The organism is Virgibacillus natechei (assembly GCF_026013645.1).
Lineage (GTDB): Bacteria > Bacillota > Bacilli > Bacillales > Amphibacillaceae > Virgibacillus_L > Virgibacillus_L natechei.
In genome coordinates this window covers 678,062-695,088 of the sequence record NZ_CP110224.1, presented here as the reverse complement: position 1 = coordinate 695,088, position 17,027 = coordinate 678,062, and the positions used below count along the sequence as shown (strand labels likewise).

General features: G+C 40.1%; 15 protein-coding genes. 7 read left to right on the top strand and 8 right to left on the bottom strand.

Going from position 1 to position 17,027, the window contains the following annotated elements:
• Positions 1-28 precede the first annotated feature (28 nt).
• The 8 genes from OLD84_RS03840 to OLD84_RS03805 form a co-directional block, all read right to left on the bottom strand.
• Complete coding sequence (locus OLD84_RS03840) at positions 29-1,393, bottom strand: hypothetical protein (protein WP_209461801.1); 1,365 nt, start codon at positions 1,391-1,393, stop codon at positions 29-31.
• A gap of 266 nt (positions 1,394-1,659) precedes the next feature.
• A complete protein-coding gene (locus OLD84_RS03835; protein WP_209461800.1) occupies positions 1,660-3,945 on the bottom strand; it encodes a glycoside hydrolase family 3 protein in 2,286 nt (761 codons plus the stop codon).
• A gap of 297 nt (positions 3,946-4,242) precedes the next feature.
• Positions 4,243-4,710, bottom strand: coding sequence for a nickel pincer cofactor biosynthesis protein LarC2 (larC, locus tag OLD84_RS03830; protein WP_209461799.1), 468 nt, complete (start codon positions 4,708-4,710; stop codon positions 4,243-4,245).
• 20 nt (positions 4,711-4,730) lie between these two features.
• On the bottom strand, positions 4,731-5,474 hold the full coding sequence (gene larB, locus OLD84_RS03825; protein WP_209461798.1) for a nickel pincer cofactor biosynthesis protein LarB: 744 nt from the start codon (positions 5,472-5,474) through the stop codon (positions 4,731-4,733).
• A 66-nt stretch (positions 5,475-5,540) separates the two neighbouring features.
• Complete coding sequence (locus OLD84_RS03820) at positions 5,541-7,019, bottom strand: gluconokinase (protein WP_319961914.1); 1,479 nt, start codon at positions 7,017-7,019, stop codon at positions 5,541-5,543.
• 196 nt (positions 7,020-7,215) lie between these two features.
• Positions 7,216-7,986 (bottom strand): SDR family oxidoreductase, encoded by a 771-nt coding sequence (locus OLD84_RS03815; protein ID WP_209461797.1) that lies wholly within the window; start codon positions 7,984-7,986, stop codon positions 7,216-7,218.
• Positions 7,987-8,010: 24 nt separating this feature from the next.
• On the bottom strand, positions 8,011-9,279 hold the full coding sequence (locus OLD84_RS03810) for a nickel pincer cofactor-dependent isomerase, group 22 (RefSeq protein ID WP_209461796.1): 1,269 nt from the start codon (positions 9,277-9,279) through the stop codon (positions 8,011-8,013).
• Positions 9,280-10,012: 733 nt separating this feature from the next.
• Positions 10,013-10,426 carry a MerR family transcriptional regulator gene (locus OLD84_RS03805; protein WP_209461795.1) on the bottom strand — a complete coding sequence of 138 codons (414 nt, stop codon included), beginning with the start codon at positions 10,424-10,426 and terminating at the stop codon, positions 10,013-10,015.
• Positions 10,427-10,673: 247 nt separating this feature from the next.
• Here OLD84_RS03805 and OLD84_RS03800 point away from each other — a divergent pair, with 247 nt between their 5' ends.
• The 7 genes from OLD84_RS03800 (at position 10,674) to OLD84_RS03770 (ending at position 17,018) form a co-directional block, all read left to right on the top strand.
• Positions 10,674-11,714 carry an NAD(P)-dependent alcohol dehydrogenase gene (locus OLD84_RS03800; RefSeq protein WP_209461794.1) on the top strand — a complete coding sequence of 347 codons (1,041 nt, stop codon included), beginning with the start codon at positions 10,674-10,676 and terminating at the stop codon, positions 11,712-11,714.
• Between the two features lie 67 nt (positions 11,715-11,781).
• On the top strand, positions 11,782-12,504 hold the full coding sequence (locus OLD84_RS03795) for a dihydrofolate reductase family protein (protein ID WP_209461793.1): 723 nt from the start codon (positions 11,782-11,784) through the stop codon (positions 12,502-12,504).
• Between the two features lie 184 nt (positions 12,505-12,688).
• On the top strand, positions 12,689-13,789 hold the full coding sequence (locus tag OLD84_RS03790; protein ID WP_209461792.1) for a PQQ-dependent sugar dehydrogenase: 1,101 nt from the start codon (positions 12,689-12,691) through the stop codon (positions 13,787-13,789).
• A gap of 60 nt (positions 13,790-13,849) precedes the next feature.
• The gene (gene yidA, locus OLD84_RS03785; protein ID WP_209461791.1) at positions 13,850-14,671 is read left to right on the top strand and encodes a sugar-phosphatase; all 822 of its coding nucleotides are present in this window, start codon (positions 13,850-13,852) and stop codon (positions 14,669-14,671) included.
• A gap of 16 nt (positions 14,672-14,687) precedes the next feature.
• A complete protein-coding gene (locus OLD84_RS03780) occupies positions 14,688-15,041 on the top strand; it encodes a cyclophilin-like fold protein (RefSeq protein WP_209461790.1) in 354 nt (117 codons plus the stop codon).
• Positions 15,042-15,071: 30 nt separating this feature from the next.
• Positions 15,072-15,641: a DapH/DapD/GlmU-related protein gene (locus tag OLD84_RS03775; protein WP_209461789.1), complete on the top strand. Its 570-nt coding sequence runs from the start codon at positions 15,072-15,074 to the stop codon at positions 15,639-15,641.
• 240 nt (positions 15,642-15,881) lie between these two features.
• Positions 15,882-17,018 carry a CAP domain-containing protein gene (locus OLD84_RS03770; RefSeq protein WP_264917274.1) on the top strand — a complete coding sequence of 379 codons (1,137 nt, stop codon included), beginning with the start codon at positions 15,882-15,884 and terminating at the stop codon, positions 17,016-17,018.
• The last annotated feature ends 9 nt before the right edge of the window (positions 17,019-17,027 follow it).

Here is a 17,027-nt window from a genome sequence, read left to right as displayed (position 1 = left end):
TTAACTGAGATTACTTTTCAAATTTATCCTATAAAAGGAAATAGGCTACAACCGTTCCTATACCTCCAAAAAACAAGGAATACAGCAAATTGTTGATCGTAATACGATATGGGTTCTGTCCCGTATTAACTGCTGTTAATTGCACAACCAACCCATAAGTCCCTACTGTTAATGTAGCAATCGAGCTTGTGACCAAGACAATGGCAATGCTAACTGGATTCATAAATTCAAGTAAGGTTGCAATACCTCCACTTAATATCCCAATCGTCGCAATTGGATGAATACCAAACATGCTCATAAATATAAAAATCAGTTGGATCATAACAAAGATAACTATTGGATAATCAGAAAAAGCCAAAATCGGTTGTTGGATAAAATCAAGAAACGGTGTACCATCAATACTATTTGCAAAGAACGCTAAGGATATAAACAATACGATGAAATTTTGCATCGTATTCGTCTTCGCCTTCCATGTGTTCCACCCGATAGTCCAGAAACTGCGCCGACGCTTCATAATGAGAGACCATATGAAAGCAAATGGAAAAATAAGTATCGTAACAGTGAAAATGAAGTCCAAATTAAACAGGTTTCCAAGAGAAATGACCAAGCTTAAAAATAGAACAAGCGCCACTAGTAAATGGACGATTTTTTTGATCATTTCTTTCATATTAATAGATTGCTTATTCGTATTTTCATAAGCATATTTTTTATAATGAAACCGACCCCAAATCGAATCAAGGATAAATGTAATTGCCGCAATCATAAGTAACCAGGGCAATAAAGAAACGTAATCAACACCAGTTGTAAATATGGAGACCGCCAATAATATTTCCAAAGGACTCCACAATAATGCCAAAGAATAGCCTCTTAGCGTTGCTGTAGCAATAAATGAATCGCGTAATTTTTTATCAAGTGGACGTAAGTTTTCCTTTAAAACATCCTGGGATATGGTGGCAGCTGATAAATTTAAAAAAGATGCCAATGTGAGTGTCGTTATGGAACTACGTGGATATAACTTACCTAAGTCAGAAACATTTACTTTCAAAAGATTGTTCAGACTTTGATCAAACCTTCCACTCCTCACCACACTGTTCATCCATGGCAGCATCGCTAAAAGCGTCAACAGTGACATGTTTGATGTTAATAAAGCTGGGATCGTTTCGATTGATTGTCCTGAAGCTGCAAAAACAACGCTACCTATCAAAATAAATGCACTTCCAAGAATTTTGAATAGCCTCGAAGCTCCTGCAAAGGATACAGCTAACATAATAAGCGCCAAGATTCCTAGTATGTAATTTAAATTGTCACTTTCTATAAATACGTTAACGATATGGATAACAAATACAAAAGAATAAAAGATATATAGATAGCGAAAGATAGGGTGTTGTTTCATTGGTGTCTCCTTAAATTGTTAATCTTTATTTAGTTTGTATGCCAAACAAATTTTCTAATGTTTATATCATATATGTAAGCGCTTGTTTTTTCAAGGCTTTTGCTGCATTAAAAAAGAGTTCGATCGAATCTATACTTTAAAATTAATTCTTTATTTGATCGTTTAGGTGAATAAATTGCAACAATTTTTCTAGTAGCTTGAAAATCCCCCGCGACAACCTATTAAATTGTCACAGGGGATATCAGCTAGAAATCTAATCTATTATTCTACTGCCATTTAGCCATTAAATCTGCAGCACTTGCTTGGATAGATTCAAATGCTTTTTCAGATATTCTTCCTTTTTCAATATGCTGTTCAAGTTTTTGGTTAAATCCTTCCAGATGTTGCACAACCTTTTCAGCATCTCCCTGATTTTCAAATTGCTCAACGGGGTTCAACTGTGCCTGTAGGGAACGAGCTGCTCCAAAATTCTGGAATTCTCCCTCTTCTTCAAACTGGTCAATTTTCTCTTTTATATCAGATGCACTTGTATAGGAAAGACCGAACCCTAATTCGTAATCATTATCAGAAGCATCCGTATATGCATAGTCGAATGTCTCGGCATAGCCCGGTACGTCCGATGCATTATTTTCGACGGCCTCTGTGTCGGCCGGCACTGTGAACGGAAGCTCACCGGTCGGGTTGAATTTGCCGCGGATGATATCTACAATTGACTCTGGCGTGTTGTTGAATGTAGCCAACACAGCATCTGCACCTGGCTCAATCTCGTTGATCAACCACGGATTAGTCATATTCACACCTAAAATGGTGGTTTCCACCTGTTCTTGTAAATCAAGAATTCGCTCAGCATCAATTTCCGTATCAGAATCCTTTTTCAGTTCAATAGATGGAGGATCTCCTTCATTGTCATGTTGTCTCCAATTTATGGTCGGCATGACAGCTATATAGGCATGAGTAGCCTCTTCCGGATAATCAACTACCTCCATTGACGGATCCGCCGAAGCTATTGACTGAGCTAAATCTGCGCTCGCTTCTGCTGATTCTTCCTCTCCTGCTCGAAATGCTTCAACGTAAAGCTTAACGTCTTCAACTTCATTATCAGTAATTGGCAAAACCTGGCCGTTATCGTCGTTTTCATTACTCAGCAGCACAATCGATTTGCGATGTGCCTCATCGGCCAGATCTTGTGTTTCAGGGTCATCATTGATCTCTTGAGCTAGTTCAGGATCAACGTATGGATTCTCGAACAAACCTAGTTCAAACATCTCAGTTAACAAAAATGTCACTGAAGGGTCTAAATCGTCCTCAGAGACTACGCCTTGATCCAAGGCACTGATCAGCCCACTTGGATCATTATAGTCAGAGAAGATGCTTGTCCCAGCATCTATTGCCTTAGCATAACGTTCTTCAAGCGTTAAATGTTCAACGCCCCAAGGCATGTTGTCCAAAATACCGCTGTCACTGTTTACATAACCATCAAAACCTAACTCATCTTGCATTAGGTCTTGCAAGATACTCTTGTTATAGGCAAATGCTACCTCTTCAAACTGCTGATCTTCTGAGAACCACAAATGTTCAGGCAACTGTAATGCACTTGCCTCATTCATGGGTTTTGCGTAATAAGGCATAATTGATGTTGTACCAGCTTCAATAGCAGCCACCATTGGCGGTAGATGGTAATTATATAAGCTTCCCTCAGTTGGATATTCATTGGTCTGTCCCCATTCATGATGTGGATCAGTACCATCTACACGAGGTCCACCACCAGGGAAGTGCTTCGTCGTCAATGAAACGCTGTTTTCACTTAATTCCTCACCCTGGAAGCCTTCAACAATCGAAGTCATCATATCAGCGATGAGTTCAGGATCTTCACCAAACGTACCATCTGTTCGAGTCCAGCGCGGCTCAGTTAGCACGTCTGCCATATATCCATACATCTTATGCATACCAGACGAGCGCCATTGCTCAGCTGATAACTCAGCAAATTCCCTGACTAACTCTGGATCCTGAGTAGCAGCTAATCCTAACTCCCCAGGCCATTGACCACTCGCTTCAGCATGTCCTACAACCTGGTCAAAGTTGATATGATCACGTGGATTAGCAGTCATTACAACTGGAATTCCCAGACGAGTAGATTCTGCTAGTTCTTGAAACTCGTTACCCCTCTCAGCCAAGTCATAAGCATTCGGATCATCACGAACGACAAAGTAACGTAGGTGATCATCCGTTAGTCCCGTGCTTGATTCGTCACGAAGGCTGGAGATGTGCATCAATCCCGCCTTTTCTTCAGCATTCATTTGTGAAACCAGATCTTCCACTCTCTCTTCAACAGGGAGTCTCCAGTCCTCATAAGGATCTAATTCCCCGTTTCCGTTTAAATCCCTGAACGTTTTTCCATCCACTTCCATAGTGTCTTTCACTCGAGTATCAACGTCTGGATCTGCATTAATTCCATCTTGCGCGCTAATTGATGATACAAAAAGTGAGGACACTAACAACAAAGTAAGAAAATACAACACTACTTTACTCCCAAAAATTGTCTTTCCCATCATTTCCCCTCCCTATTTTATTTAAGCGTTTTCATAGTTGTTAAATAAAAAATGCTTCTTACCCTCCCTTCTAAAGTGTTAAAGCAAAATCAGATTAATTCTCCACCAAATTAATTTGTTCGCCAAACAAACTAGTGAACTAAATACATCTTAACTGTAAGCGTTTTAATTTTCAATACATTTAAAAAGATTTTTAAAAAATGATAAAAAATACCTATGCACCTTTAATTAATATAGGTACATAGGTATGCATTAGCTCATTCATGCTATTTACATTTTTTTATAATAAGATACAAACACCTAGCCCATTTCCCGCCAAACCCGCTCATAAACCACCTTCAGCGGTACCCCAAACTCCTCCGCTATCGCCTTACAATCCTCAAATTCCGGAGAACGCTGAAAAACCTCACCATTATATATCCCTTGTTTAACCGTAACCGTTCCCCACTCTGTCTCTACGTTGACAAAATTTCGTTCCATACGGTGGACAGTTAAGGGGTAATAACGAATGCCGAATGTAGTCGTTTCTTTAAGTAGGATTTCTTTCATTTTATCCATACTTTTTCGGGGACAAAGCAATTGAAGCAAAACCCCCGGTCTGTTTTTTTTCATATAAATAGGCGTATAGAATACATCATTTGCTCCAGCTTCAAATAAGACATCCATCACATAGCCAAGCCATTCACCGGAAATGTCATCGAGATTCACTTCCATTTTGATCATTTGATCATCAATATGCTCATTATCAGGAGGGGGATAGGAAACCATGTCAAAAACTCCTCTCATGTCTATGCTTTATTTGCTAGCTGATCAATTAACACTGCATTATAAGCCCCGCCAAAGCCATTATCTATGTTTACAACACTAATCCCCGATGCACAGGAATTTAACATTGCCAGCAAGGCGGACAATCCTTGGAAATTCGCACCGTATCCAACGCTTGTAGGAACAGCTATTACGGGATGCGCAACAAGGCCACCAACAACGCTAGGAAGTGCGCCTTCCATACCAGCTATAACAACAGAAACAGTGGCATTTTGGATTTCTTCGGCATTATCCAGTAAACGATGAATTCCCGCAACACCAACATCATAAAAACGTCTAACCTTACGACCCAACAACTCTGCCGTAACAGCAACCTCTTCTGCTACTTTTAAATCAGAAGTGCCAGCACAGACAACCGCGATATAACCATCGGATTCGTTGACGCGTGCAGGTTTTTGTTTCCAAGACAAAATTTCCGGGACATCGTAATAAATCAATTCGGGGTGTTGTTCACAAATTACGGAAGCCTTTTCCTTTGCTATTCTTGTCGCTAATACATCATTATCTTGTGACTTAATCGCTTCAATGATTGCGGTAATTTGTTCAGGTGACTTTCCTTCCCCATAAATAATCTCCGGAAAACCCTGGCGTTTTTTTCGCTGATGGTCCACTTTAGCAAAGCCTAAATCCTCATATCCAGCTAGTTTTTTCTTTGCCTTTTCCACCGATAATGTACCATCTTGGACTTGCTTTAAAATATCTTCCATTCGTATTGGACACCTCTTTTGGCTTGTGAAAACTTCCATCAGCAAATCAATGCTGATAGAAGTTTATCATGTAAAGTAAACTGCTAACTCCTTCGAGATCTTCTCATACTTCTCATAGATTTCCGTATACATTTCATGATTCTTCATGTTGGGTTGAATTACTTTTTCAACTGGCATGTTTTCTTTTATCGCTTCAAAGGATTGAACATTTCCAATTCCTACCAAAGCTGTCCACGCCGCTCCCCATGCTGCATTATGATGCGTATCTGAAAGATGTATCTCTTGTCCAAATACATCTGCCATGATTTGCACCCATAGTGGGGATTGGGTCAGTCCACCATTGACGCTAATTTTTTTAGGTTTGCCAGCTATTTCTTCCAGTGATTTTCCGATATGATAAATATTGAACGTTATTCCTTCAAGAACCGCTCGTACTAAGTGCTCTTTTTTATGGCCAATACTTAATCCGTAAAAATTACCCTTCGCACGCTGGTTCCACAATGGCGCTCTTTCTCCATTTACATACGGAAGGAAAATGATCCCATCAGATCCAATCTCGACTTCCTCCGCTTCAGCAGTCAGTTCATCGTGACTTCCAGTGAAATCTAATAGATCCTTTAACCATTGTAAAGCAATTCCACCATTATTTGTAGCGCCACCTATTATCGATGTATCGTCCGTGAAAGCGTATGTAAACGTCTCATGCTTTTCATTGACACCTGCTCCCTTAATAAATTGTCTAATCGCACCACTTGTGCCAACCGAAACAGCCACTTCACCAGGAGAAATTGCACCACTTCCTAGGTTGGCCAGCTGTCCATCAGCCGCACCAATAACAAAAGGAATTTGTGGGTCGATACCAATCTCTTCTGCAATGGAAGGATTTAAAGCTGGTAGCACTTCTGTAGGGGGAACAATTTGCGATAACTGTTCCCTTTTTACACCCGCCAGCTCTAACGCTTCCTCGTCCCAATCCAATGCTTCTACATTTAACATCCCTGATGCGGATGCCATCGCGTAATCAACAACACGTTTTCCGAACCATTTTTGCAGCAAAAATTCTTTCATCGACATGAAGTACGTTGCTTTCTGATAAGCTTCATCATTCGTTTCCTTCATCCACCGGAGTTTAAGCAGTGGAGACATCGGATGAATGGGTGTGCCTGTTCGTTCGTAAATATCCATTCCATTTGACTGCAGGAGTTCTTCAGCCTGAGCGCTGCTTCTACCATCAGACCAGATGAGCATGTTTGATAAAGGTTCAAAACGCTCATCCACACAAATAATCGAATGCATCGCACAGGAGATACCAACCGTTAACAATTCATCATCTTCTGCATCTGCTTTCTCCATCACTTCTTTCATTGCACGTACCGAAGATCGCTCGATTTCATGAGGATCCTGCTCCACCCATTCTGCATGCGGATAATAGGTGGTGTTCATTTTTTCTGATTCAGCAATTAATTTTCCACGAAGGTCAAATAGAACCGCTTTTACACTTGTTGTCCCGAGATCAAGTCCGGCGACTAATTTTCTTCCCATCATTATCGCTTCCTTTACACATAAATTTCTGTTAAAAAACTGGCTGCCGCCTCGTCTTTCCAGAGGTTAGAAGTCAGGAGTTGGATTGGTAGAAATCGGCGAAATAGCCGATTCGCTATCTAAATCTTCTACCCAAATCAGGAATCAGATTTTATACTTAGAAAAGGCTTTGGAGTTTGCCCCAAAGCCTTTCATTTTTCTATATTGTCATACTTCCAAATCCACCATCTACACGTAGCAGCGTTCCTGTTACAAAACCTGATGCTTTATCAGAAGCAAGGTATACAGCTGCTCCTTGTAGTTCTTCCGGTTCACCAAAACGATTGAGTGGTGTATGGCCCATGATGGACGCAATCCGGTCTTCACTTAGGATTTTACGATTTTGCTCTGCAGGGAAGAATCCTGGAATAATAGCATTTACACGAATTCCATTTGGAGCAAATTCGTTTGCCAGGAATTGTGTCACATTATTTACGCCAGCTTTTGATGCAGAATACGTAAATACTTTTGATAATGGCGGACCTGATGAAACAGATGAAATATTAATGATGCTGCCTTTTCGTTCTTGTTCAATCATTTTTTTCGCGAAAATTTGCGTTGTAAATACAAGGCCTCTTAAGTTTACATCCATAATGTCATCCCATTCATCTGTATCTAATTCCATGAACGGGGTAGAGCTGTTTTTACCTGGTGCATTTAGAACAATGTCCCAGCCGCCTGACCATGCTTCAATATCTTTTGCTGCTTTTTCAATGGATTCAAGATCGCTGACATCCGCTTGGAATGATTTTGCGACACCGCCAGCAGCTTCAATTTCCTTTGTTACTTCTTCCGCTTTATCCATATTACGGCCGATAATAGCTACTTGTGCACCCTGTGCTGCCAAACCTTTTGCGATGGAACCACCTAATACACTATTTCCACCGACTGCTACTGCTGTTTTTCCTGTTAAATCGAATAAGTTACTCATTTTATAATTCCCCCTAAAACTTTTTTACGCTAAATTTCCTTCATTATCAAAATCTAGATCATACAGGTCTGAAATTTGGTCAATGCTTTCATGATCCTTCATATGATCAAGCAGTCCCTCTGATACCTCAATTTCACTTAGTTCCAATGTGTTTTTAATCCGGACCATTTTTACATCATTAAAATCTAGAATATTACTTGTTTTAATGGCTGCCTGGATCGTTTGTTGATCGTTTGGAAGCGTTGTGGCTATATGTGTCGGTGTTACAACCGTTGAAGTTAACCCATTGGCATACGTCGCTTCCCGGTCCATCTTGTCCACAAGACGCTGCGTGGTGAAGTCTGCTGTTCCGACACCATTTGCATTTCCTTCTGTTTCTTCCGTTAGGTCAAGCACAACCATTTTCGTTACATCTGGTCCACCATATGCATAAGGCGTTGGATAGCGTCCTGTTATATTCGGATCCATGCCGTCACCGCTGATGTTTTTGCCAATTTCATCAATGACAAGGACATCTATTTTATCAAAATGAAGTTTCGGTAATAGCTGTTTGGAAAGCTTCTGTAGTTCTGTTTCTCTTTCCTCGATTTCTTCAGGAGCCAGTACTTCTATTTTTGCCACTTTATCAAACGGATTCTCAACAGACGCTACCGCAAAGATGATTGGCATTTTTTCCATCGTCATTTTGGCCATTGCTGGAACGTATTCCGCCATATGTTTAAAGCCAAGCTGATGGCATGCTTCGGCACCTTTTTGTTTGCCAAGTCCAATACTGATCATCTTCATAATTCCGCTTTCAACCGGCCCACGGAAAGCTGTATGCGGCTTCACTCGGTTGATAACGACAATTCCATCTGCTTTCGAAGCAATTTCGTCAATATAGACAGGGAGTCCATTCGACAATTCCCCGACTTTGATTACTTCCATGGAAGAGCGGATCTCTGCGTTTACACTTTCCTCGGTTACGCCCAAATGTTCCAGCACCGCTTTTTGTCCATCACCGGTAGCTCCACCATGGCTCCCCATACACGGCACGATAAACGGTTTTGCACCTAAATCCTGCAGAAACTTAACCGTCACAGCAGTCATTTCAACTAGACGATCTAAGCCTCTGCTTCCAACCGCCACCGCAATTTCCATTCCCGGCTTAACGGTTTCTTTAATATGTTCCTTTTCCAGTTCAGATTGCAGCGCACTGCCGAGGTCATCTATCTTATCAGGTTCAAATTCCTGACTCACCTTTGCCATTTTAGGAACAGGAATGTCTTGCAAGAGCTCTTGAAGAATACCCATCGATTATGAACACTCCTTTTTTTATATGTATTTTTTCTGGTTATATCTTTCTATTTTTATATTCCCCTTATATAGCCTTCTTAACACCATGATAATGGAAAAACGAGCCAACGTCATGTAATCCCTTTCAATGGTGGATAAATAGAAACTTGTTTATATGCCAGTTGACCCTCTGATTAGTTTGTTGGATAAACAAATTATTAATTAAAGAATAGCATTTCTCAGCCTGTTCGTCAAACAATTAAAGGGTAATTATGAAATTCTCTCACCTTACAAATGACTTGAAAATTTCGCCTGAATCTCTGTTAAAAACATATCAGCAGCGGCGGAAAATACTTGATACTTTTTTCAAAAAAATATCACTATTACGTATTCTGCTAATTCGTCCGTCACCCGTGATAACGTTACCTGTTGACTCGTGAATTATTTAGCCGTATTGCTTAGCCTATACTTACCCCAGTATTTGTCCCTGTTGTCGTGTCAAATGTTTTTTGGTTGCTATTTTATTTTTCTCACCTCTACATATAGTTTGTGAACAGAGGTGGTTTTATGCTGTTGCCTGAAGATCCTTTAATACTTCATCTCATGTTTAAGTTCCATAACTCTTTCCTTAGTCAAACCAGTAGATTCAGCAACAAATTTGATGTCTTAGCCACTTGCTAAAAGCCGGCGAGCAAAAGATGACCGTTCAGGAGAGAAACCATGAACTCCTGGGTCATCCATTTATGGGATGTTAATCAAAAACAGCAGTCCCTATTTTATCATTTTTATGAATATCTTCCGTTCCTGCATCCAGTGCAGTCTTGTAATAGCTGCATTTATGTTTGATGAGATCCATTGTCTTTTGTAGTTCCTCCATTTGTGTTTCTACAGCAGTTTTTCGCTCCATGAACATGTCATACCTTTGCTGTAAGGTCGAATCTCCCTCCGACAACCATTCAATAAAGTTCTTGATATCCTTAATCGGCATGCCGCTGGATTTCAAACATTCAATGACATTTAACAATTCGACATCAGATTCTTTAAATACTCTGTTTCCACTTGGTGTGCGTTCTACAAAAGGCATAAGCCCCTCCTTGTCGTAATAACGCAACGTATATACAGTGAGATTTAATTTCTTTGCAACATCGCCGATCGAATATGTCATTCCCATTTCTCCCCTTTTAATATATGTATACCTAGAGTCAACTCTAGGATTTTCAAAAATTCTATCACGACATTTGTAAAATGTCAAAGTCAAAAAAATATAAATCAACTACTTGACCTCGAGTTAACTATAGGGGATAAGATAATTTGCAAGATAGAAATGAAGGGAAAAGTGAACCAAAGCCATTCATTGATATCGGGGGCAAGCACCTTAGCTTGGCAAATATACATTATCGGAGGTCTTATTTATGATAACAGCTAAAGCACGAGCAGTAGACGGTCCAGACAAATCGTTTCGGGCTGCTGAAATTGAAAGACGTGACCTTGATACACGTGATGTTCTAATAGAAATTAAATATGCAGGCATTTGTCATTCAGACATCCATACTGCCCATGGTGAATGGGGGCCTGTGAACTACCCACTCGTTCCCGGACACGAGATTGCGGGTATAGTTACAGATGTTGGCCCTGAGGTGACAAAGTATAAAGTCGGTGACAGAGCAGGGGTTGGCTGTATGGTTGATTCCTGTGGCGAATGTGAGAACTGCCGCAAAGGAGAAGAACAATACTGCCTCAATGGAAAAGTTGACACCTACGCAGCGGTTGACAAGTACGGTGAATATACACAAGGTGGCTATTCTACTCATATTGTTGTAACGGAGGACTTTGTACTGAGAATACCTGATAACATTGAACTTGACGCTGCAGCACCATTGCTTTGCGCAGGTATTACAACCTATTCGCCGCTTAATCATTGGGAAGCTGGCCCAGACAAGAAAATAGCAGTTGTTGGCATGGGCGGCCTTGGACATATGGCTGTTAAGATTGCACACGCCATGGGGGCAGAAGTTACCGTTCTATCACAAACACTGAATAAAAAGGAAGATGGCTTTTCGTTCGGTGCAAAAGACTATCATGCCACTAGTAATCCAGAAACATTTGAAAAACTTGCTGGATCTTTTGACTTAATTATTAACACGGTAAGTGCAAACATCGACATGGACGCTTATCTTTCCCTGTTAACGCTGGATGGAACAATAATCAATGTTGGTGCACCCGCTGAAGCCTTATCATTAAGTGTGTTCTCCCTCATCGGTCAACGACGCTCATTCGCAGCTTCCATGATTGGTGGCATCCGTGAGACGCAGGAGATGCTGGATTTCTGCGCAAAACATGACATTGCACCTAAAATTGAAGTGATTTCGGCCGATCAAATTGACCAAGCATATGAACGAGTTTTAGCTTCGGATGTAAAATATCGTTTTGTGATCGACATAAGCACAATGTGAACTCGCGTAAAGCGATAATCTAAACGATACGATTGCTGCACTTAATAAAAAATTTGGAGGATTAAGGATGAACAAACCTTATATTATTATACACACACATACGTCCATCGATGGGAATCTGGATATTATGAATTTACGAGAATTTGAAGAAGCGAGTAGACAATATCAAGAACTTTCACTGGACCCTGAAAAACAACAGTTTGAAATACAAGGATATCTGAACGGTAAAACATCTGCAGAAGACAACATTACCCATTACAAGGAACCTGAGTTAGATGAAAACGCTAACCCTGTTCCTGAAGGGGATTATGTGGCGGACCCCGACGCTCCCATGTATTATTTATCCATAGACCCACGAGGAGAATTAGCCTTTGAAGAGAATACCTTTGGCTATGGCAATGTCTCTTCCCACATTGTAGTAGTCTTAACGGAGCAAGCGTCAAATTCCTATAAAGATTTTCTCAGAAAGAAAAAGATATCCTATATCATTGCAGGCATTGACCAAATTGATTATGAAGTGATGCTAGACAAGTTCTATAACCTCTTTCATATCGAGCGAATGATGGTTGGAGGAGGCGGAACGATCAACTGGTCTATGGTTCAAAACGGACTGGTTGATGAAGTCAGCGTCATCTTGGCCCCTATCGCAAATGGCGATCCAGACGGTAACCGATTCTTCGTTGCAAAAGAACCATATTCCAGCATCGAAGAAAAAGCTTTTCAACTTGAATCCGTTAAAGAATTGGAACACGGCACATTATGGATTCGCTATTCTGTAAAAAGCGAGTAAAACAACAATGGAGAAAATGAACGAGTATTAGCTTCTGATGTTAGTACCTGAGTTGATTAATAGAATTCCAATGCCAGTATCGAGGATGTCCCAAAATTCTACTTTTGGGCATCCTTTCCATTATCGCTTTTATTGGTGGGAAAGAACGAGCCCTATTTAAATGTGAGAATAAATATTAGGAGTGATGTTTGTGAAAAAAATTGTAATGGGCCCCCTTCTATTAGTTTTTCTTTTCCTTGTCGGGTGTTCTGAAAATGAGCAACAAAATTCTTCCAATGAGCTGGAAGATACACAACAAAAACAGTTATCTTTACCTGTTGAAGCACTAGAAGTGATTACAGGATATCTTGATGTTCCCTGGTCTATCGAAACACATGAGAATACGTTCTATTTGACAGAAAGGCCAGGAAACATTGCGAAAATTGAAAATGGACAAGTGGAACGACAAAGTGTGGAACTCGAGAGAGATCTTGCAACAGCTGCAGAGGCAGGTTTGCTTGGGTTTGTTCTTGCTCCCAACTTTACCGAATCGAACCTAGCTTATGCCTATTATACGTATGAAGATAGTGTTGGACAATTCAATCGTATCATCACACTCCGCTTGGAAGATAATGTGTGGAGAGAGGAGAGTCTGCTTCTTGACCAAATTCCTAGCGGTAACTATCATCATGGAGGTAGAATTAAAATAGGACCGGGTGGAAACCTTTACGCAACAGCTGGGGATGCTTCTGAACGCGAAATAGCTCAGGATCTTGATTCATTAGGCGGAAAAATTTTAAGAATGAATTTAAACGGATCCATACCAAGTGATAACCCATCTCCAGATTCCTATGTCTATAGTTATGGGCATCGAAATCCTCAAGGGCTTACTTGGTCATCTGATGGTACACTATATGCAAGTGAGCACGGTGACAATGCAAATGACGAGATCAATAGAATCGAAGCCGGTCAAAATTATGGGTGGCCGATAATCGAAGGCAATGAAAAACAGGAAGATTTAGTTTCACCGTTATTCACATCTGGAAATGAAGAGACTTGGGCGCCCTCCGGCATGGATTATGATGAAGATAAATTATATGTTGCCGCACTAAGAGGATCCGCCGTTTTAGAATTTGACCTGGAAACAGGCGAATACCGTGAAGTAATAACCGATATTGGAAGAATTCGAGATGTGCTGGTGGAAGATAACTATCTTTATTTCATTAGTAATAATGGAGACGGACGCGGTAATCCAGAGGAAAGTGATGACAGGCTATATAGAATATCACTTTCAGAATTAGAGTAACTATTTAGAGCAAGTATGAACAATAAACACGCTAAAATTAATAACAAAGGAGGAATTTATGTGTATAAACTAGTCGCAATTGATATTGATGGTACGCTTCTCAATAGCCGCAACGAAATAACCAAAGAAGTCAATGATGCCATTCAAGCTGCTAAAGAAAACGGCGTGAGCGTAGTACTATGCACGGGAAGGCCAATTTTTGGCATCAATCCCTTTATTGAGGAATTGAAATTAAATAATGAGGCGGATTTTGCCATAACATTTAACGGCGCTCTTGTACAAAATACATACACTGAGGAAGTGGTTTCACAGAACAACTTAACATATCAAGACTTAAAAGCTTTGTATGAACTAAGCAAAGAAATTCAATCACCAATGCATTATTTTGATATAAAGCATATGTATAACCCAAATAAAACGATTAACCTATACACCATCTATAAAGCCTTTGCTAATCAAATTCCGATCCACTATCGACCGATGAATGAAACACCGGCAGACATTGTAATTCCTAAAGCCATGTTTGTCGATGAGCCAGAGCGCTTAGATAAAATCATTGAAACTATACCAGATTCATTCAAGGAAAAATACATGATGATAAAAAGCACGCCATTTTATTTAGAAATTCTTCATCCCATCGTAAGTAAAGGGCGTGCAATAAAGCAGCTTGCAGAAAAACTTTCTATTAAAAGAGAAGAAATCATTTCAATAGGTGACGGTGAAAATGACTTAAGTATGATTGAGTACGCTGGATGTGGAGTGGCAATGAATAATGCAACTCCATCTGTAAAAGAAGCTGCTGACTTTCAAACGTTATCTAACGATGAAAATGGTGTTGCATATGCTATTGAACAATTGATATTGAGCAAATCCGAGCAATGAGGGGGATTCCGCATACATGGAGAATCAACATATAATAATTACATTTGATAATAAACAATTGAGAGCGACGTTAGATGACAACGCAACGACTAGAGACTTTATTAAACAACTCCCCATGACGATTACGATGCATGACTTGCATAAACGGGAAAAATATGTAGAAATAAGTGGTTTAGCGGATGAAACAAATATCTCCCATTTTAGCAAAGGAGACATTTCCTATTGGACACCGGGAGAGGCCTTTGTCATTTATTATAAAGGAGATCACGAACCGCTTCATGGACTCGTGAAATTGGGAGAAATTTTAGATGGTGTGGAGTTATTGGAGAATTATCCGGATGATGTCGAAGTAACGATTGATATAGAGTAAGACGATAGAATATTGAAAGGTGATTATACAATGAACATGGAAGAGTTTATCGCATATTGCAAAGCAGGAAACCCGATCTCCGGAGAGGATAAGGAACTTCACGGACTATTAACACAATGCAGCTTTGAAGCACAACGAATAACGATGGAGTTAAATACATCTTATCATTCAAAGGAAGAAATTGTTGAGATATTTAGTGAACTGACAGGTAACAAAGTTGATTCGTCTTTTATGTGCTTCCCGCCTTTTTATACGGACTTTGGAAAAAATATCACTATCGGAAAAAACGTATTCTTTAACACAGGCTGTTCATTTCAGGATAGAGCTGGACTTCATATCGGAGACGGTGCATTACTGGGTATGAATGTTACGATTGCAACCCTTAACCATGGGATGTCGTTAGAAACACGAAATACGACGTATGCTTCAGCCGTTAACCTTGAAAAAAACACATGGATTGGTTCCAATGCAACGATTTTACCAGGTGTAACGATTGGAGAAAACGCCGTGGTTGCCGCTGGCGCCGTTGTTACAAAAGACGTTCCGCAAAACACTGTCGTTGCAGGAGTACCAGCGAAAGTAGTTAAGGAAGTTGACTGAGGTAACGTTTTAATAACTTTTTAAAAAACACATTGCAGCGGACTATATTTATAGTCCGTCATTTTTTCTTCAACAGGTTTTTCCTTCATATTTATTCACAAATAGACATTTATAATCCACGATCAAAAGCAATTCATTTACTTTTGCAAGAGAATAATTTATGATCTAAAAAAACAATACCTATAAAAGGATTGTTCCCCTGAACATTCCGTATATTATATAAAATTGGAGCGTGTAGCTGTGAAACGGTTTATTTTATTATTAATGATTGTGTTTATCGGCTATGTCTCAAAGCCGTTATGGGAAGAGCCAGTTCAACAATTTGTTTCTTCATATGTAATGAACCCCATCCAATCTACAGTTGATTGGGCACAGGAAAATCCAGATATCGATGCTGCGATTGACAGTCTAAATCAGCAATTGAATTCTTTATTTGCGACGATTGGTGATCTGTCGCCGTCAGATTCAAACGATACAGACATTGAAACACCAGAATTAACAGATCCCACAGATCAAGTATTTTCGATTCATAATATTGAAATAGGCGATTCCAGAGCTGAAGTTGAACAGGAAACCGGAGAGCCGCAGCGGACTTCGGAAAATGAATATGGTGTGGACTGGGAGGCCTATCATGAAAACTACCAAAATTTCATTATGGTTGCTTATGATGAAGAAGATATCGTTCGCGGCCTTTATACCAATCAGGATTTGATCGCCTCCTCAACTGGAATAGAACTCGGAAGTCCAAAAGAATCTGTTGATGAGCATCTCGGTACGCCTGAATCGTCTATAAGAAAAGGTTTAGTCAACTATCAGATTAATCATAATGGAGAGTATGATGTATTCCAGACCGACAACAACTATGTCACCATGTTTTATGATAAGCACGAAAATGATACAGTTACAGCCATCCAAGTTATCGAGGAGGGACTGGAACAAAACAAAAATGCGTTTTATACCGAACCTAGCGAGCAACTGCAAGAAGGCTTAGAATATCAGTTGTTTGATTTAACAAATGCGACACGAGCAAAACACGACCTGCCCATTTTATCATGGGATGATCAGGTAAGAGAAACGGCTCAGGATCATAGCTTGGACATGGCGGAAAATCACTATTTCGATCATGTGAATTTACAAGGCCAATCTCCGTTTGATCGTATGGAGGAAGACGATATTCGCTTTACGACGGCTGGTGAAAACCTAGCATACGGTCAGTTCAGCAGCATCTATGCCCACGAGGGACTGATGAATTCCTTGGGACACAGAGAAAATATCCTCCAGGGAAATTATAGAAACTTAGGGGTCGGAGTGGCATTTAATGACGAATCACAGCCTTATTACACCGAAAAGTTTTATAGCGATTCGCTGGCTCTATAGGTTCTCTTG